The following is an 18,024-nucleotide window of genomic DNA, read 5'->3' on the forward strand; positions in this document are numbered from 1 at the left end:
TGAAATAGTTAGTCGTTTGCTACTACTCATTCCCATCCTTTACAAACATCCACCCATTCTCGTCCTTTTGCATATGAAAACAATTCCTCACAAGTGAGTTCAATCGCACTATTGCTGCTTCCGCATGCAGGAAAAACTGTCTCGAAACGTTGTAATGATTCATCTAAGTAAACTGCTACATCCTCCGGAATACCAAATGGACAAACACCACCTACTGCATGTCCTACTTTTTCGATTACTTCATCGGGAGTTAACATTTTTGCTTTCACGCCAAAAGTTGCTTTGAATTTAGCGTTATCAATTTTAGCATCGCCTGCAGCTACTACTAAAATGCACCCTTCCTCTTTCTTGAAGGATAATGTTTTCGCAATACGTGCTCCTTCTACATTCAGCGCTTGTGCTGCTAACTCAACAGTTGCACTGGATGCCTCAAATTCCATTATTCTTTCTTCGATTCCTATCTCTTTAAAATAATCTCTTACTACTTCAATTGCCACTTTACACACCTCTTATTTTAAATATTTCAACTTCTATTATAATCTTACCACCATAAATACTAAATACACTCGCTTTACTATTTAGTTTGCCGCTTTCGAAGTGATTTTTGTCAGGTTCACTATATGGTTTGTCTCGTTCAGGATTATTTTAGTAACTACTTCATTTCTAGCAATTAAAAGGGGAACTAAAAGATAGTTCTCTTTATTTTTATAATACATTAATTCTTCTGAAGTTATTGACTTTTCATTTATCTTAAAGGAGAATAATAAAAACAGAATTCCTTTAGGTGAAATATGTTTCCGTCTAACGGAAAAGTAAAGAGGGTGTATAATATTCCGTTTTTTTCTATGTATCTTTCACTAGATTGTGTTATTGTCTTGCGCCCTAGTGAAGCATTTCGTGACCAACAAACATTACAACGAAGCTGGTAATCTTTATTTTATTTAAGTGAACCCAATTTGGCACAGGCGCTTATTGAAAATGCATCGTTTCTTGATACTTAAAAGCAACACGTATCGAGAAGTGATATATACCCGCGAATGTTAAAGGAGGAAACAGTGAAGATTGCTGGAGGCTATCGTACAAATGACGCTGCAATTTCAGCTACTGTGATGAATATTGGACTATTTGCAAAAGAGGTCCATATCAAATTTGTAAACACCATCAGATAAAAGCATATTTGAAGAAATGTCGATCTTATTAGCATCTGTTATTGAACAATTGAAACGCATGTAATTAAATCATTCAGGGGGTTTTTCTATGGTCCAACTCGATTCGAAACAGTCGGCAACTGTAATTCCAGAGCATCCACATGTAATAAAAGATAAGCAACCTCGTATTAAAAACATTAATTCATTTGCGTTAATGTTTGGTATTATGATTATCATGGCCATCTTAACGTACATATTACCTGCGGGACAATATGAACGCATAGAGATAGACGGGCGCACAGTCGTTGATCCAACATCTTTTACATTTATTGAATCAACATCTGTTGGCTTTTTTGATATTTTCACAAGTATTCACCAAGGATTAGTACTTGGTGCTCCTATTATTTTATTTGTGCTTTTATTTGGTGGAGCACTTGGAATCATGCAAAAAACTGGAACAATTGACGCCTTTATTCAAGCACTTGCTATTAAATTCCGTCACCGTCAATTCATCGTCATTCCAATTTTAGTACTTGTCTTTGCAAGCTTAGGTGCTTTAATTGGATCAGCAGAAGATACGTTAGTGTATATCGCAATCGTAATTCCATTAATGATGGTTTTACGTTTTGATGCCATTACTGGATTTGCGATTGTCATGCTTGGTACACTTGCAACAGGTTTTATGGCTGGGATTACAAACCCATTTAATGTTGGGGTTGCACAAACAATTTCTGAATTACCGATGTATTCCGGGATGGGTTTACGAATTTCGTTATTTACTGTGATGTATATCTTTACAGTGTTTTATATTATTCGTCATGCTAAAAAAGTTCAAAAAAATCCGGAACTTGGAGTTTACGGAAAATTCACCCCAAATGATACCGTTAAACTTGATGTCTCAGCTAAAATGAGCATACGCCATTTACTAGCACTGTTAGTGTTACTCGGAAGTTTTGTCCTATTAATTTTCGGTGTCATTCGATTAGGCTGGTACATTTCTGAAATTTGCGCAATATTCATACTTGCTTCGATTGTTATGTCTCTTATTTGTCGCACAACGATTGACGAAATGACAAAGGGTTTTATCAATGGTTCAAAAGACATGATCGAAGGAGCTTTGATTATTGGTTTTGCTCAAGCTATTTTAGTCATTGCAACAAACGGTAATTTAATTGATACGATTTTATACTATGTATCTGGTGTTCTAGGCAATATTCCTGCTTCAATTAATGCAGTAGGCATGCTTTTTTTACAGATGGTGATGAATTTTATCGTTCCTTCTGGTAGCGGTCAAGCAGCTCTGACGATGCCAATTTTAGCACCATTAGCGGATTTAATCGGGGTGACTCGTCAAACAACTGTACTTGCCTTCCAACTAGGGGACGGTATTTCAAACTTATTTATGCCAACAAGTGGTGTATTATTAGCAGGCTTATCAATTGCAGGTATTTCCTATACAAAGTGGTTCAAATGGATACTTCCATATTTAGGATTTTCAACATTAATTGCAATAGTTTTTATTATCATCGCCCAAGTGATTCAGTACGGCCCATTTTAAACAATTGAGGTGGATATTTATGACAACAAAAACAACATTAAAGGAACAAGTGATTACGTGGAGACGTACATTGCACCAGCAGCCAGAACTATCTTTTGAAGAAGTCAAGACATCCCAATTTATCGAGGATCAGCTTAGTCAATGTGAAAATTTCATCGTAACACGACCAACCAATACAAGTGTGATGGCTGTTTTAAAAGGGCAAGAACACGGAAAAATCATTGCCTACCGTGCAGACATAGATGCATTACCAATTCAAGAGGAAACAGATGTAGCATTTCGTTCGAAAGTAGCTGGCGTAATGCATGCTTGCGGTCATGATGCACATGCAGCGATGCTTTTAGGTGCCGCAATTGCACTTCACGACCGTGGTACAAACTTTGCAGGTGAAATTCGCTTTTTGTTCCAGCATGCAGAAGAAGTTTCACCTGGTGGCGCAGAGGAAATGGTGGTGCAGGGCGTCTTACAAGATGTTGAACACGCCTTTGCACTACACGTATCCCCCAATCACCTGAGCGGTCAGTTGGCATTCCGCAAAAAGGCTATTACCTCTGCAGCAGATGATTTTGAAATTACGATTTTTGGGAGTGGTGGTCATGCAGGTATGCCAGCTGAAACTATCGATCCCCTTCTTATTGGCAGTGAAATAGTCCAAGCATTGCAAACAATTGTTTCACGTAAAATCCCCAATGGTACAGCACCTGTTTTATCGGTGACAAAATTCCATTGTGGTGCCACTCTCAATATTATTGCGGATCAGGCAGAGCTAGGTGGTACAATTCGCTCTCATCATGAAGATGCTCGCGTCTATGCAAGACAATTACTTGAACAAACGGTACACGGTATCGCCCAGACACACGGGGCGACAGCTTCAATTACATGGGAACTTGGTTGCACAGCTGTATTTAATGATAGTGATACAACAGATATCTCGATTTCAGCTGCATCAAAAATATTCGAAAATATCATTGAACTAGAGCAGCCAATGTTCGGTACAGAGGATTTTGCAATAATGGCTGAACAAGTACCTTCTAGCTATCAATTTATCGGTGTCCACCATGAAAAACTTGGTGAAGCGTATCCATTACATCATCCTAAATTCAAGATAGATGAAGATGCGCTAATTTTAGGTACTTCTTATTATGTAGAAATCGCAAAAGAACTTTGCCCAATAATACAATAAAAAATATCGCGTAGACAAAACTGTAGAATTTAACAAAGCCTATAAAATTTAAAAAAGGGCAACCAAAAAGATGGTTGCCCTAGGTGTATTACGCTTCTGGTTCAAATGTTTTGCAATCCGTTTCTTCACTATTGGAAGCTTGTTTCCCTTTATTACTTACTACATAAATCGCAGCAGCGTTACATTTGTTTCCAGATCCCCAATACGTACAGTTGTTTACTTCACAAAGAACATCTTGAGCCATAGTATCACACCTCCTCTTTTCTTAGCATGAACATTTAAAAGAAAATTAATACGATAAATGCTAAAATAAAGAAAGTAAAAAGGAGGTTAATACATGCAAAAACTAGAATTTGAACCATCATGGGACAAAACGATATCCAGTAACGATCGCCAAAAAATCGAAACAATTTTTCTCCAAACAAGAAAATTTAACAATCATCCTATTCAACTCACACCACTATGGCAAGCATTTAACCACAAAGGCGAATTATTAGTAACCGTGCTCATCCATAACTTTACGCTGCATTCCTATTCATTTCAAAACACGAAACTTAATTACATCGTCAATAATGAAATTCTAGTCGAGCATTTCTTTACATTACCTTCCCTTAGCATACAAGAAGAACGCAGTATGCCATGGACGTTTATTTTTCCAAAAGAAAATATGACATATACACTTCCCTTTGAAAATGGACATTTGGAAATTGTTTAAGCTTGTTGTTTTTGCCGCAATAGATTATTTATTTCATCATAATTTACCGGTTTGCTTATATAGTAACCTTGTATCAATTCACAATTATAGCTTCGGAGCATGTCAAATTGCTCTTTATGTTCGACCCCTTCAGCCACGACACGTAGGCCCATCGTATGCGCTAATTTAATAATCGTTTCGATAAACTTACCGTCTTTTTCCGATTGAAGCATTCCGTCTACAAAACTCTTATCAATTTTCACATGGTTGATCGGTAAACTGTTTAAGTAACTTAAAGAAGAATAGCCTGTTCCAAAATCGTCAAGATGAATAGATATTCCAAGTTTCTGAAGATCCTCTAACTTTTGCTTATTCAAATCAAATGATTGCATCAAGGAGGTTTCTGTAATTTCGAGTTCGATCCAGTTAGGACAAACACCCGATGCTTCTATTATTTCTCGTATATTAGCGACAAAGTCTTGTTGCATAATATGGACTGCAGAAATATTGACCGCTATACTAACTGGTCGCTCGGTATTTCCGTTAATCTTTTGAATCGTACTACAAGCTTGTTTTAATACCCATTTATCTATTTCTACTATTTGGCCAGTCATTTCAGCAACTTGAATTATTTGTAAAGTATTATACATAGAAAGGGCGGGAGACTTTGTTCTCAAAAGTGCTTCCACGCTCGCAATCCTTCCTTCATCTGTCTTAACTAATGGTTGAAAAAACAACTCAAATCCATCTTTATCTAGACATACTTGAATACCTAATTCTATTTTAAATTTTTCTTCTAGTTGTTGTTTCATTCCTTCATCAAATATTCTATATCCATTTTTCCCGTAACTTTTTGCTTCATACATGGCCATGTCTGCCAGCATCAACAATTCTTCCGAAGTAGTCGCGTGGAGAGGATATAAGGAAACCCCAATACTTGCGGTAACATTTAAGATTCTAGATTCTATCTTAATAGGCATATCAAATTGACGGATGATTTCCTCTGCAAGGCTTTTTGCTTGTTTTATCGATTCTAGATCATGCAACACTACGATAAATTCATCGCCACTTATTCGGGCAACCTCTTTATTTGTAGATGCCAATGCATTTAACTTTTTTGCCACTTCCGTAATAAGCTTATCTCCAAAAGAATGCCCGAGCGTATCATTCACTGTTTTAAAATTATCTAAATCGACAAAAATAACTGCTTTTAAGCGCTCGCTTTGATCGTTTTTTAAGGAGGCAGTGAGTAATTCTTGCAAGCTTCTTCTATTTAATAATCCCGTAAGTGAATCATAGGAAGCTAAATGGTTTATCTTTTCCTCTCTTGTTTTTATAGCGGTAATCATGCTATTGAAACCATTCGCAAGACGTTCGATTTCTTCGTAGTCATATACTTTTGCTTGTACGTCGTAATTTCCATTTTCTACAGAAACCATCAGTTTTCCAAGTTTTTTTAACGGTCGAACCCCTCTTAATGCTGCAAAATAGGCAATGACACCAAATAATAGGAGACAAAACAGACCAATTATTAATATAGGTAGATGCCTGTTTAGTAGATTACGAGTAATTTCTTCTTTGCTAATTGCTGTAACGATACTCATATCATTTTGCACTATTGGGTGAGAACGTAAAATATAGTCTTTATCTTGTATCGTATACGACACATAATTTTCTTCCGTATCTTTTAACATTTTTGCATACTGCATGCCAAAAAGTGTCTCACCAATCATATGATTATCACGATTAGCTAGTATTGTGCCATTGTTACTTAGCAATAAGACTAATCCATCTTCCCCGATCTTCGAATTGCTAATTTGATTACTCATTTCTAGAAGATTTAAATCTAGTGCAATAACCCCTAGTATACCTTTAGAACTCATGACAGATTTAGAAGCTGTAATAATAATTTCTTGAGTCACATAGTCAAGGTACGGTTCGGTCCAAAATACTTCCCCCGGATTTTGCATGGCAAGCTTATACCAGGCTTGTTCTTCTGGATGATAGCTTGCAGGGATATCCTTATATATGCCTCTGTAATATTCACCATTTACTAAACCATACATAATTTTTCCATTTACTGTTACATCTTTTTGACGTTCTTCTAACATAGATGCAATCTTATCTTGACTACTAGAATAGTCATTTAGCAATAAGAGTGACTGACTAAGTTGGTCTAGTGTATTCTCAACAGTTGAAAATTGATGTCCAAAAGATAGAAAAGTTTGCATTAGGACAGATTCGGCTTCGTTTTTATATTGTTGTTCTAAACTTTCATTTAAATTTCTATAGGACAATAAAATAAATAAGCACATTGTGATAATACATATAAATACGATCAAAGTCGTTGCCCAGAATTTAATGCTCTTTATTTTCAAAAGGTCCACCCACCGCCGCTCTTTATCTATTTATTCCCCTTTTAAAAAATACTCGTACATATACTCTTTTCCAAGAATGGTTGCTATATTTTTTATAGGATTATAATATTTCTTGTCTACTTCTATATATTTCTCAACCGTATTATCATAACTATTTAATACATCAGGTTCTTTCGTATGCAATGCTAACATGGCCTCCGTAAAACCTTCTTGTATTTCTTCGTCTAATTCACTTCTTGCAACATACGGGGATCCCGGAATATTTTCTGATTTCCAAATAACGGTCATATCATCGGGTTTTACGATTCCTTTTTCTATTAAATTGCCATACTGAACACTACTAATTGCGCCTGCATCAACTTCATGATGGAGAATATTGGCCAATACTTGATCATGCGAACCTGCGTACTCTATTTCGCTAAAAAATGTTTCATATGCTATATTTCTACTTTTCAATAATGCGTAAGGAAGGACGAACCCTGATGTAGAGCCAGAATCTACAAACGCAAATTTCTTCCCTTCCAATTCCTCAATCGTGCTAATACCCGAATTTTTTGGTGTAATAATAAGTGAATTATAATAAATACCGGTATCTTTTCTTTGTTGAACAACTAAAGGAGTTAGCTCCATTTCACTTTCAGCTGCTATATAGGAAAAAGCACCATACCAACCAATATCGATTGTTTCATTTTTCATCTCTTCTATTAAACTAACGTAACTATCCGCAGTGTCCACTTCAATCGGCATGCCCAGTTGTTCTTCTAAATAAAGTCGAATAGGTTCAAATTCCTTTTCCATTTCAATTGCATCTTTTACAGGAATCATACCGATTGTCAATTTTTTAGGAGTTGTAGCGCAGCTTGTTAATAGTAAACTTACTAAAAAGATACTCAATAAACACACAAATTTTCTACTATTCATGAATATATGCACCTCACCTAATAGCCCATTATTAATAGTTACTATTATATTATACGTTTGTTAAGTGTTTGTTAATTTCTTGTGTATTTACATCTTTCTTTGCTTACCACTTTTAATGCTGCAAAATATTTTTGACTTATCTAGAAACTAATAGGTAGCAGTTTATACATATAAGCATTTTCTTGAATAGGTTATAAAGAGAAATATAAGGGGGAGGTTATGAATTTGTCACGTAGAAGGAAGCAACGTTTTTGTATATTTCCAGGATATAACTGGTGCGGGCCTGGTTGCAGCGGACCTGGAGCTCCTATAAACGAAGTAGATGCAGCGTGTAAAGCACATGATGAATGCTATAGTAAGGGAAGAGAGCGATGTGAATGTGATCGTGAATTTCTCAAGCGGCTACACCCCCAAATAAATCCATATACACAACAAGGGAGACACGCCCGCTTGCTTTATAATTATATGAAACTGCAATCAAATGTTACATGTAACTCTTTTAGAAAATGAGAGTTGTTTACATCTTTATATAGTGAAAAAAAAAAAAAAAAAAATCTGAATGCCCTCTAAAGTGTACCCTTTGTAAAGGACATTTTAAAAAAAGCTCTTAAGCAACTTGAAGAAGATGATGTCTGTATTGTGCAGGCGTCATCTTTTTTAAGTTCCATTGACCTCGATAATGATTGTAATANTTTGAAATCATCTGGAACACCACCTGCATTTAATAATTCTATTATAAATGAACAAAGCGAGGTATTCGACGATTGAATCGTCGAATACCTCGCTAAGTTAAATTATCTGGACTTTTTCAGTGCCCTCATATTGTGCAGGTGTCATCTTTTTTAAGTTCCATTGACCTCGATAATGATTGTAATAGGTCATATAACTCTTAATCTCCCGTTTTACTTCTTCTAGTGTTTCACAGTTTCTCATATCTATTTCATCTTTAAAATGACCAAAGAATGATTCTTGTGGTGCGTTATCCCAACAGTTACCCCGACGTGACATGGATTGACCTAACCCCATTTTCTTCACAAGCTTTTGGAATTGAGGGCTGTTATAATGAACACCTTGATCTGAGTGAATGAATGCACCATCAGCTAGTTTTCTACCATTCTTTTTTAATCTCTTTACTGTATTTAGGGCAATATCTAAAGTGATTTTATTTGACACTTCATAGACTAGAATTTCATTAGTTTCGGCATCTTTAATCGCAGATAAATAGGCACGTTTTCCTTTTCCATGATTCAAATAGGTAATGTCGGTTAATAATACTTTTCCAGCGATTCCTTGCTTAAATTGGCGGTTTAAAAGGTTTGGTAATGTCCGATGTTCCTTTGTCGCTTTTGTCATTCGTCGATACGGATTGGCTTTACGGATTGGGCAAATAATCTCGAACTTCTTCATAATGCGATAAATTCATTTTAAGTTATATGTGATTTGATATTGATTTTCTAACGTCATTTTAATTTGACGTGCACCTTTTGGACGACGGAGGAAATTATAAGCCTTTAAAATGACTTCTTTGACTGCTTCATCTGCTTGATGTCGTGCTTGTCTCTTTGCCTCCGCTTCAACTGTAAAGTAGCGGTAGTATCCAGAACGGGAAACATCAACTAGTTGACAAAGATAGTGAACCATTCGTGTTAAATCAAATTTTTCAATGACTGTATGGATCAGTTCGATCTTTTTTAGCAGTTCATTTTCTACAGGTAGAATGGCATTCTATGCTTCTAATCTAGCATATTTTTCTTCTAAACTTAATTCTCTCTCCAGTGGACGTCCTGTACTATATTTTCTTGAGTCTTCTAGCCCTAATAAACCTTTTTCTTTATAAGCTGCACGCCAACGTTTTAGAGCTGACTTTGCTCGCTCAATCCCCATCAAGTCCATATCGAATCCAGCATTTTCAAAGATATCTGTGAGCTTTTTCCCCTTTCATGTTCTTTTATAGCGAGGGCTTTAAATTCATCCGTATATGTAATTCCCTTTTCACTAACAGCCTTACATAAGGGTATTTCTTAAGTAATTTTTGTTCTTGTTCAGTAAATAATTTCTTTGACATAATCCCACTCCATTTAGTGATTGTTTTCATAATAAATAAAAAATCCCCCATAAGAGTTGAGGCCACTGAAAAACTTACGCTTTTAACGATGAAATAGTTTTTTTGAATGCAAATAAGGCACTCTCTGTTCAATTTGAACAGAAAGTGCCTTATTTCATTGTCTATTCCTTACTCTTTTTCATTTAATAGCCTCAATATTCGCTTGAGATTCACAGCGAATATTGTTGTGGCACCTTGAATTTCCATGCCAAATAAACCCGCTGATTGGGCCGTATCGAACCCGTGCGGATTTTTCAATTCACTATTTTTTCCTTCAATTTTATATCGATTTCGTGCAAGCTCTTTAAATTCCTCTGTCTCTTGGAAAGCAGCCTGTTCTTCGTGTTCAGTGGATTTGATGGTGATTGAATACGTTTTACTTTAGGCGCCTTCCTTATAACAACCCTCTTTCAGTGGACACGTTTCACACTTTTCGATGTCAAAATAAAACGTCAATCTTTATTAAAATCAAATTCTTTTTCTTTAGGTTAAGGGTTTCTTGGTTTGAAATCATGGGACGCACCAACTGCATTTACTTTATATTAGTATACAGGAAAAGGATGATTTTTTTAGATAGGAGAAGAAAGTTTTCTTCCTGATAAGCTGATACTAATTGATTTGCGTGGAAGGCGACGACTCCAGCCGGAATAGCATGAGGTGAGTACTTTTTCAGTGCCCTCTAAGAGTTTGCTCAGTTTTCAGTCGTTTTTGCGTAAATCCTTCTAATAACAACCCCACCATAGTTTAAAAATAAAGTTCACTTGCTTTCCATAAAGCTCACACATTGCTCACATATTTATTTTTTTGAGTTAAACTAGTTTGATTAAGTTATTTAATCCTACTTGAATCAATGCAAGGTAGTTTAAATACGATATTTCACAATCTTGTTTTATAATAAATATCATCTTGAATTATATGCTTTTAAAAAAGACTGTAGATACTTCTACTTTCGTCGTGCTTGTCTACAGTCTGACCATTGTTCAGTTTGATGTAGGCACATTTAGTAGCAGATTTTCATCTGAAGATGTAGCAGATCTAACTGACATTCCAAACAGTTTCATGATCGATACAAATTAAATGGCGACAGCACCCATTACGTAACATTCCTGCGCCTAACACATGGAGCATATTTATACTGTCGACTTATTTTGGTTGCGGGGCTATGGAACGTAACACATAAGCTGTTATTCCACCAAATAAGAAAACAGTAAAACCTATGAATAAAGCTAGCATGTAAATCGTCCTCTCAAATGCATTTGAAATTCATTCTCAACTACACAATAACACATTATTCCACTACTTTCTACAATTTTCTATTCTTTTTTAGAACCATTCATGTTAAAATTGAACTATGTTTACGATAAGGAGGGGAAAAAAATGAGTGCTTCGAAGCATATACAAACTATATTGAATGGTGCAATCCAATCGTTAAAATCTGTTATCCCTCTTTCAATGGATATAAAGTCCCCTTCTTTAATGATGCAACCTTTTGAGCAAAAAGAAATGGCTGTACTAATAGGAATTATTGGTGATATAAAAGGTAGGATAATAATAGATTCAACTTCTAATTGCTTCTCCCAGATCGGAGCGACGATGTTCGGAATGCCTTTAGAAGGAGAAATGCTTGAATCGTTTACTGGTGAACTTGGTAATATGATCGCCGGTAACTTATGTACTTCTGTAGCTACAAATGGTGTGGAAATTGATATTACTCCCCCTACTGTTATTGTTGGGACGACCAGATTATTCGGTTTCCAACACGCGTTTAAATTACCCGTCCAAATTGAAGAAGTTGGCGATTTAACAATCATTTTAACTATTGATGAATAGCAACTAGTAAAGAAGAACTTTCTACTAAGGAAGTTCTTTTTTTGTCGAAAAACAAAAAACTGAATATTCATTTTTTTGTGGTTATTAATCTATTTTTCAGGTATACGGAATAATAGAATGATACAATCTTCACACTTAATTCACATAATAGCACCGTTTGTGTGATTTTTATCACATCTTCTATTTAAAAATGTATTTATGATATAACTATACAAAAACAATTTTTGGAGGTGTAAAAAATGTCGAAAAAACGGGAGAAAGAGCCTGATTTAAAAGGTACGCTTTATTCAGTCGGTTTTCTCGGAATATTTATATTAGTTACATGGTTCATGGCATTTTACTTATTTATTGATCGATTTTAATTCATTGGAGGTTTGAAGCTATGCATATTCATAAATATGAAAAATGGTGGCTCACATTTGGAATTAGCTCTCTCGTTTTATTTTTAGTTATAGTTGGTTTTAGTGCTTTCCATTATGGTTCCCATCCACCGAGTGCAAAAGTTTATGTGGATCCTGAACGAGTAGATGAAATTGCACCATTTAATAATCCAGGTGTTCATAAAGTAGAAGGAAAAGATTGGGACTATGAAGTGGTGTTCGTCGCATCTGCTTTTTACTATAATCCACCTGAAATAGAAGTTCCACTTGGGTCTACAGTTAAGTTTATTGCAACGACGAAAGATGTAGTACATGGTTTCCAAACAGCAGGAACAAATATTAACATGATTCTTGAACCTGGTTATGTATCCGAGTATGTAACAACGGTTGATAAAGCAGGAGAATATTTAATATTATGTAACGAATATTGCGGAATTGGACATTCGTCCATGACGTCTATGCTAAAGGTGGTAGAGTAATATGACAACTATAGCTGAAAAAACAAAGGATTTAGTAAGAGTAGATAAAAGAGATGGCAAACTAGCTTTAGCACATATTTACGTAGCTTTTATCGCACTAGCAATTGGAGGACTTTGTGGTCTATTACAAACTTTAGTCCGTTCTGGAACGTTCACACTCCCTTGGGGAATTGGTTATTATCAAATATTAACGATTCACGGAGTACTTTTAGGCCTTATTTTAACAACATATTTCATATTTGGTTTTCAAATTGCTGTAGTGAGTAGAACATCTGGTACATTAACGGATAAACAACGTTTGCTTGGTTGGATTGGTTTTTGGACTATGACGATTGGTACTACCGCATCGTCTATTATGATTTTACTGAACGAAGCTTCCGTATTATATACATTTTATGCCCCATTACAAGCACATTGGATTTTCTATGCAGGGTTAGCATTAGTAATCGTTGGTACTTGGATTGGCGGCGCAGGACTCATTTCGAAATATGTAGAATGGCGTAAAGCTAATCCAGGTCAACCTAGTCCATTATTAACTTTTATGGTTGTCGTTAACTTAGCTATGTGGATTATTTGTTCGTTAGGAGTAGCAGTCGAAGTGTTATTCCAACTATTACCATGGTCTCTAGGGTGGGTAGATAAAGTAGATGTATTGCTCTCTCGTACATTGTTCTGGTATTTCGGTCATCCGCTTGTTTACTTCTGGTTATTACCAGCGTATATGGTTTGGTATGCGATTATTCCTAAAATTATTGGCGGGAAAATTTTCTCAGATTCTCTTGCTAGATTATCATTTATGTTATTCTTACTGTTCTCTATTCCTGTAGGGTTCCATCATCAATTAACAGAACCTGGAATTAGTTCTTTTTGGAAGTTCTTACAAGTTGTATTGACATTGATGGTTGTCATTCCTTCCTTACTAACTGCTTTCTCGATGTTCGCAACGTTTGAAATTCGTGGCCGTGCACTTGGAGGAAAAGGTGTTTTAGGTTGGTTCAAAGAATTACCTTGGGGCGATGCACGTTTCTTTGCACCGTTTGTCGGAATGGTCGCGTTTATCCCTGCTGGTGCGGGTGGAATTATAAATGCTTCTCACCAAATGAACCAGTTAATACACAATACAATTTGGGTAACTGGGCATTTCCATTTAACTGTTGCAACCACTGTTTTGTTAACATTCTTTGGTGCGGCATATTGGTTAATCCCCCATTTGACAGGCAGAGTGTTTACGAAACAAATGAACAGATTAGCAATTATTCAAACGATTGTCTGGGCTTTTGGTATGTCCATTATGTCAGGAGCGATGCATATTGTTGGACTATTCGGTGCACCAAGGCGGTCAGATTTTTCCACTTACGGAGGATCTGCACAAGCAACTGAATGGATACCTTATCAAATTGCGCAAGCAGTTGGCGGTACAATTCTATTCATCGGGATCGTTTTAATCCTTTATATAGTAGCAAATTTGATCTGGTTTGCTCCAAAGGGAGAAACAGAATTTCCAGTTGCGGAAGTTTCGGAGCATGCAGAAAAAACACCAATGGCACTTGAAAATTGGAAAATTTGGCTAACGATTTGTATTGCATTAATCTTGTTTGCTTATACAGTTCCTGTGATCGAAATAATTCAAAATGCACCTCCGGGATCTATTGGATATAAATTGTGGTAACTAAAAAGAGAACTTCGCCATGGGCTTAGTTCTCTTTTTCTTTATTATAGTTGGTAGATTTTCGTATACTTTTCTTCCAAATAATCTGCAAGGTAATTGCCGTTAAGCCCTTCCCCAGTTGCATCTTTTAGTATGTCTAGCGGTTTTTTCAACGCTCCATATTGATGCACATTTTGTGTAAGCCATGCTTTTATTGGCGATAAATCGCCTTTTTCAAATAGCTCATCAAAATTAGGAATATCTTTTAGCATTGCCGCTTTGAATTGAGCTGCATACATATATCCTAGGGCATATGATGGAAAATAGCCAAAGCTTGCTCCAGCCCAATGGACGTCTTGCAAAATACCTTCCGCATTTGTTTCTGGTCGTATTCCTAAATACTCTTCATATTTAGCATTCCAGATGTCAGGTAAATCCTCTACTTTTAAATCTCCGTTGAATAAACCTTTTTCAATTTCATAACGGATCATTATATGCAACGCATATGTCAGTTCATCTGCTTCAATTCGAATGAAAGAAGGCTTCACTTCATTAATAGCACGTAAAAAGTCTTCGATGGAGACATCGCCGAATTGCTCCGGTGAATAGCTTTGCAGTTTTTCATAATTCTGCTCCCAGAATTTCGGATTGCGCCCAACAAAGTTTTCATAAAATAGTGATTGTGATTCATGAATTCCCATAGAAGCTCCACCAGCTAAAGGAGTTCCAGTCAATTCTTCGCTAACATTTTGTTCATAAATCGCATGCCCACATTCATGAATCGTTCCAAATACTGCTGAACGGAAATCGGACTCATCGTATTTAGTCGTAATTCGAACGTCTCCACGATTTAAACCTGTCGCGAACGGGTGGACTGTCTCATCTAGTCTTCCAGCATCAAAATCATAGCTTAATTGTTTTAAGACATCTAAGCTAAATGCTTCTTGTTTCTGTTTATCAAAATGTTTAAACAAGAAATCCGTTTTCGGTTGGTTAGGTGACTCTGTAATTTTCTTCAATAATGGGACGATACGGCTTCTCAGCTCTCCAAAAACTTGATCTAATACTTCCGTAGTCATCCCTGGTTCGTATTGATCGAGTAAAATATTATAGGGATTATCGTCTTTTACTCCCCAATAATTTACAAACTGCTTTAATGTTGCCACCATTTCTTTTAAATAAGGCATGAACTTAGCCCAATCATTCGTCGCTTTTGCTTCTTCCCAAACGGATTCAGATTTGGATTGTAGAATAACGAATTTTTTATATTCTTCTGCGGGAATTTTTTTGCTCAGATCGTATTGTTTTTTAACTTCCTCAAACACACGATTCGTCACTTCATCCGCTGCACTTAGCGTAAGCTCCAATTTGTCTAATAAACCTTTTAGTTCATCCGAAGTAGATAAATTAAACACATCCGTAGCAAGTACCCCTACCACTTCAGAACGTTGATCTAGCCCTTTTTTTGGAGCTCCAGTACGCATATCCCAATATAAAACCCCTAAAGCTTCGTTGTATGCACCAATTTTTTTCACATAATCTAAAAATTGCTGTTCGACTGTCATCTCAAATCCCCCTTGTTATGAACATTAGATTGTTGTAGGCAAAATCCCTGTAAACCGGCTTTCTAGTTTTGCTTCTTCTTCATTTAGTAATAGATGGATTTCCCCATGGTCACTCGAAGTACGGATTAAACGTCCGATTCCTTGCTGCAATCTTAACAGCATAAATGGTAACTCCACTTCTTCGAATGGATCATTCGAAAATGATCGTTTTGCATCAAATAATGGGTCTGCTAATGGGAATGGCAAATCATAAATAATTACTCTCGTTAAAGCTTCTTGCGGCAAATCAAGTCCTTCCCATAAATGGTAAGAACAAAGTGTCGCGAAATCACCATTTTGAAACTCTTTAACAATCGTCGAAAGCTCACGATCTCCTTCAAATACTATATTAGCTGAAACGTTCGAGCGAGTACGGAAATATTCCATCGCTGCTTTCGACTTAAATAATATTAATGTTTGCTGCTTATTGCCTAAAAGTGCATCCACTTGTTTTACTTTGTCGTCTTGACTTGATTGATGCGTATAAATTTTCATTACTTCATCGTAATCAAACGGTGATTCAACCGAAAACGATTGAAACTTCTCAATGCCTAAAGAATCTGCAATATACGTAAAATCTTTTTCAATCGATAAAGTGGCAGAAGAAAAGACGATTGGCAATTGAGAAGTGAATAATTTTTCGTGCAAAATATCCGTTACAAGGCGTGGCATCACGATCAGTGTTTCATGTCCATCAATGATTTCCAGCCATTCTACACCGTCCCCTTTTTCCGTAAATAAACGTAAAGAGAACGCATATTGCTCTATAAATTCTTCTACCATACGTAATTCATATTCAGGTATCGTAAACAACTCAGACTCGAACACAAATTCTTCTAGCAAATCGTCCGTAATTCGAACGGCTTGTTTACAAACTTGAATTAGTTCTGGTGTTTTGTCTATTTTCATACGTTCGCTTTCTTCTTCTTTGCTTCCACTTCTTAAAAGACCAAAAATACGGTCATGTGTTTCTTGTAACACTTCCATTAAATTTAATGTTTTTTCTCGAACTCCATCTACCATTACGCGTTCCAATAAGCGGATCAATGTCTCACTTTGTACTTCGTAAGTTAACGCTTTTTGCGCTGCAAATTCTAGTAAATGCCCTTCATCTAACACGATCATAGACACATCAGGTAAAAGTGGCATTTGCCCTTCTCTCACTCGAGATTCTTTTGTCCAAATATGCTCCATTAGAAACTCATGCGAACAAATGATTAAATCGGTCGACTCTCGATAGTTTTGACGATGAATGGTTTGGCCACAGCGGTTTCTCACATCACATACCATACATTGTTGTGTTGGATGGTAATTTACCTTTTGCCAGTCTTCATCACTAACACCAGGAAACTGGCTACGTTCGCCATAAGGATAAATTTTTTGGAGAGAGGAATGACCGTACACAAAATCTGGAACTTGATCTTCAATCTCTTCTAAAAAGAAATCATTATCGCCATCTTTTTGTGCTTCTTCTAAACGTTTCAAGCACAAATATTGGTCACGCGATTTTGCGAGACGGACATCTATCGTAATATCTAAATAATTTTGGAGCTTAAAAATATCCCCAGCTTCTTTTACTAATTGTTCGATTAATGTTTCGTCGGCACAAGCGATTAATGCTGGTTTCCCTGTGTACCTTGCATAAGAAATGGCAGGTAGTAAGTATGCGATTGTTTTACCTGTACCTACACCAGCTTCTGCAAATAATACATTTTTTTCTTTTAATGTTTTCTCAATTTGATATGCCATGAAAATTTGTTCGTCACGACACTCAAATCCCTTTTCGGGTAATTCATCATAAAGAACGTCACCCATCCAATCTCCTAATGATTCGAAGAAAGAACGGTCTTTTGATAATTGAAATGGTAACGCATTTTTCATCGTAAAACTCCCTACTTCCATCAATTTTGCCTTCGTATCTACGCTCCAATCAAATACGCCTCGGCGTATTTGCGCCCAGTTTTTATCGAGCTCGCTCGATAAATTCCTTTAAAAAACTGTGGCATCCGCCGGAGGCTTTAACTTTATTCAGCAGTCATTGTTTGCTGGATGAAGTTAAGTGTATAACGTAAAAGTAAGGGAGAAGCTAGTCTCCCT

15 protein-coding genes and 2 pseudogenes are annotated in these 18,024 nt (G+C 36.3%); 8 read left to right on the forward strand and 9 right to left on the reverse strand.

Going from position 1 to position 18,024, the window contains the following annotated elements; translation table 11 throughout:
* Window positions 1-26: 26 nt before the first annotated feature.
* A complete protein-coding gene (locus FG383_RS09515) occupies window positions 27-497 on the reverse strand; it encodes a YbaK/EbsC family protein (protein ID WP_142607179.1) in 471 nt (156 codons plus the stop codon).
* Window positions 498-1,257: 760 nt separating this feature from the next.
* On the opposite strand from FG383_RS09515, the gene FG383_RS09520 reads away from it, so the two are divergent.
* Window positions 1,258-2,706 (forward strand): YfcC family protein, encoded by a 1,449-nt coding sequence (locus FG383_RS09520; protein WP_142607180.1) that lies wholly within the window; start codon window positions 1,258-1,260, stop codon window positions 2,704-2,706.
* A gap of 19 nt (window positions 2,707-2,725) precedes the next feature.
* Complete coding sequence (locus FG383_RS09525) at window positions 2,726-3,889, forward strand: M20 metallopeptidase family protein (RefSeq protein WP_142607181.1); 1,164 nt, start codon at window positions 2,726-2,728, stop codon at window positions 3,887-3,889.
* Window positions 3,890-3,977: 88 nt separating this feature from the next.
* Here the strand turns inward: FG383_RS09525 and FG383_RS09530 are convergent, their stop codons facing one another.
* Window positions 3,978-4,133, reverse strand: a complete 156-nt coding sequence (locus tag FG383_RS09530; RefSeq protein WP_142607182.1) for a DUF1540 domain-containing protein — start codon at window positions 4,131-4,133, stop codon at window positions 3,978-3,980.
* A gap of 93 nt (window positions 4,134-4,226) precedes the next feature.
* Between FG383_RS09530 and FG383_RS09535 the strand changes: the two genes are divergently transcribed.
* On the forward strand, window positions 4,227-4,604 hold the full coding sequence (locus tag FG383_RS09535; protein ID WP_142607183.1) for an SLAP domain-containing protein: 378 nt from the start codon (window positions 4,227-4,229) through the stop codon (window positions 4,602-4,604).
* On the opposite strand, the gene FG383_RS09540 is transcribed toward FG383_RS09535, so the two are convergent.
* Both FG383_RS09540 and FG383_RS09545 read right to left on the reverse strand, forming a co-directional pair.
* Window positions 4,601-6,961: an EAL domain-containing protein gene (locus FG383_RS09540; RefSeq protein ID WP_142607184.1), complete on the reverse strand. Its 2,361-nt coding sequence runs from the start codon at window positions 6,959-6,961 to the stop codon at window positions 4,601-4,603. The genes FG383_RS09535 and FG383_RS09540 overlap by 4 nt on opposite strands.
* Before the next feature lie 30 nt (window positions 6,962-6,991).
* Entirely contained in the window at window positions 6,992-7,882 is an 891-nt protein-coding gene (locus tag FG383_RS09545; protein WP_142607185.1) for a phosphate/phosphite/phosphonate ABC transporter substrate-binding protein, read from the reverse strand.
* Between the two features lie 219 nt (window positions 7,883-8,101).
* Between FG383_RS09545 and FG383_RS09550 the strand changes: the two genes are divergently transcribed.
* Window positions 8,102-8,392, forward strand: a complete 291-nt coding sequence (locus FG383_RS09550; protein ID WP_142607186.1) for a phospholipase — start codon at window positions 8,102-8,104, stop codon at window positions 8,390-8,392.
* A gap of 97 nt (window positions 8,393-8,489) precedes the next feature.
* Here the strand turns inward: FG383_RS09550 and FG383_RS21640 are convergent, their stop codons facing one another.
* The 3 genes and pseudogenes from FG383_RS21640 to FG383_RS09565 all read right to left on the reverse strand — a co-directional run.
* On the reverse strand, window positions 8,490-8,603 hold the full coding sequence (locus tag FG383_RS21640; RefSeq protein ID WP_142607187.1) for an IS3 family transposase: 114 nt from the start codon (window positions 8,601-8,603) through the stop codon (window positions 8,490-8,492).
* Window positions 8,604-8,671: 68 nt separating this feature from the next.
* A pseudogene (locus FG383_RS09560) lies at window positions 8,672-9,947 on the reverse strand (IS3 family transposase).
* Between the two features lie 168 nt (window positions 9,948-10,115).
* Window positions 10,116-10,442, reverse strand: a pseudogene (locus FG383_RS09565) (transposase); the annotation flags it as partial.
* 921 nt (window positions 10,443-11,363) lie between these two features.
* Between FG383_RS09565 and FG383_RS09570 the strand changes: the two are divergent.
* The 4 genes from FG383_RS09570 to FG383_RS09585 all read left to right on the forward strand — a co-directional run bounded on the left by FG383_RS09570 (window position 11,364) and on the right by FG383_RS09585 (window position 14,344).
* Window positions 11,364-11,816, forward strand: a complete 453-nt coding sequence (locus tag FG383_RS09570) for a chemotaxis protein CheX (RefSeq protein ID WP_142607188.1) — start codon at window positions 11,364-11,366, stop codon at window positions 11,814-11,816.
* A gap of 239 nt (window positions 11,817-12,055) precedes the next feature.
* Complete coding sequence (locus tag FG383_RS09575) at window positions 12,056-12,178, forward strand: cytochrome c oxidase subunit 2A (RefSeq protein ID WP_142607189.1); 123 nt, start codon at window positions 12,056-12,058, stop codon at window positions 12,176-12,178.
* A gap of 20 nt (window positions 12,179-12,198) precedes the next feature.
* Window positions 12,199-12,675 (forward strand): cupredoxin domain-containing protein, encoded by a 477-nt coding sequence (locus FG383_RS09580; protein ID WP_142607190.1) that lies wholly within the window; start codon window positions 12,199-12,201, stop codon window positions 12,673-12,675.
* Between the two features lies 1 nt (window position 12,676).
* Complete coding sequence (locus tag FG383_RS09585; protein ID WP_142607191.1) at window positions 12,677-14,344, forward strand: b(o/a)3-type cytochrome-c oxidase subunit 1; 1,668 nt, start codon at window positions 12,677-12,679, stop codon at window positions 14,342-14,344.
* Between the two features lie 44 nt (window positions 14,345-14,388).
* Here FG383_RS09585 and FG383_RS09590 read toward each other — a convergent pair whose 3' ends face one another.
* Window positions 14,389-15,888 (reverse strand): carboxypeptidase M32, encoded by a 1,500-nt coding sequence (locus FG383_RS09590; protein WP_142607192.1) that lies wholly within the window; start codon window positions 15,886-15,888, stop codon window positions 14,389-14,391.
* A gap of 24 nt (window positions 15,889-15,912) precedes the next feature.
* Complete coding sequence (locus tag FG383_RS09595) at window positions 15,913-17,808, reverse strand: ATP-dependent DNA helicase (RefSeq protein ID WP_142607193.1); 1,896 nt, start codon at window positions 17,806-17,808, stop codon at window positions 15,913-15,915.
* Window positions 17,809-18,024: the final 216 nt, after the last annotated feature.

This window comes from Psychrobacillus soli, assembly GCF_006861775.1.
Lineage (GTDB): Bacteria > Bacillota > Bacilli > Bacillales_A > Planococcaceae > Psychrobacillus > Psychrobacillus soli.

What these genes read in the sequence shown, in the direction of transcription:
- FG383_RS09585 (WP_142607191.1), top strand. Translation starts at nt 12,677, where the DNA reads ATGACAACTATAGCTGAAAAAACAAAGGATTTAGTAAGAGTAGATAAA.
- FG383_RS09545 (WP_142607185.1), bottom strand. Translation starts at nt 7,882, where the DNA reads ATGAATAGTAGAAAATTTGTGTGTTTATTGAGTATCTTTTTAGTAAGT.
- FG383_RS09590 (WP_142607192.1), bottom strand. Translation starts at nt 15,888, where the DNA reads ATGACAGTCGAACAGCAATTTTTAGATTATGTGAAAAAAATTGGTGCA.
- FG383_RS09570 (WP_142607188.1), top strand. Translation starts at nt 11,364, where the DNA reads ATGAGTGCTTCGAAGCATATACAAACTATATTGAATGGTGCAATCCAA.
- FG383_RS09530 (WP_142607182.1), bottom strand. Translation starts at nt 4,133, where the DNA reads ATGGCTCAAGATGTTCTTTGTGAAGTAAACAACTGTACGTATTGGGGA.
- FG383_RS09535 (WP_142607183.1), top strand. Translation starts at nt 4,227, where the DNA reads ATGCAAAAACTAGAATTTGAACCATCATGGGACAAAACGATATCCAGT.
- FG383_RS09525 (WP_142607181.1), top strand. Translation starts at nt 2,726, where the DNA reads ATGACAACAAAAACAACATTAAAGGAACAAGTGATTACGTGGAGACGT.
- FG383_RS09520 (WP_142607180.1), top strand. Translation starts at nt 1,258, where the DNA reads ATGGTCCAACTCGATTCGAAACAGTCGGCAACTGTAATTCCAGAGCAT.
- FG383_RS09575 (WP_142607189.1), top strand. Translation starts at nt 12,056, where the DNA reads ATGTCGAAAAAACGGGAGAAAGAGCCTGATTTAAAAGGTACGCTTTAT.
- FG383_RS09550 (WP_142607186.1), top strand. Translation starts at nt 8,102, where the DNA reads ATGAATTTGTCACGTAGAAGGAAGCAACGTTTTTGTATATTTCCAGGA.
- FG383_RS09595 (WP_142607193.1), bottom strand. Translation starts at nt 17,808, where the DNA reads ATGAAAAATGCGTTACCATTTCAATTATCAAAAGACCGTTCTTTCTTC.
- FG383_RS09580 (WP_142607190.1), top strand. Translation starts at nt 12,199, where the DNA reads ATGCATATTCATAAATATGAAAAATGGTGGCTCACATTTGGAATTAGC.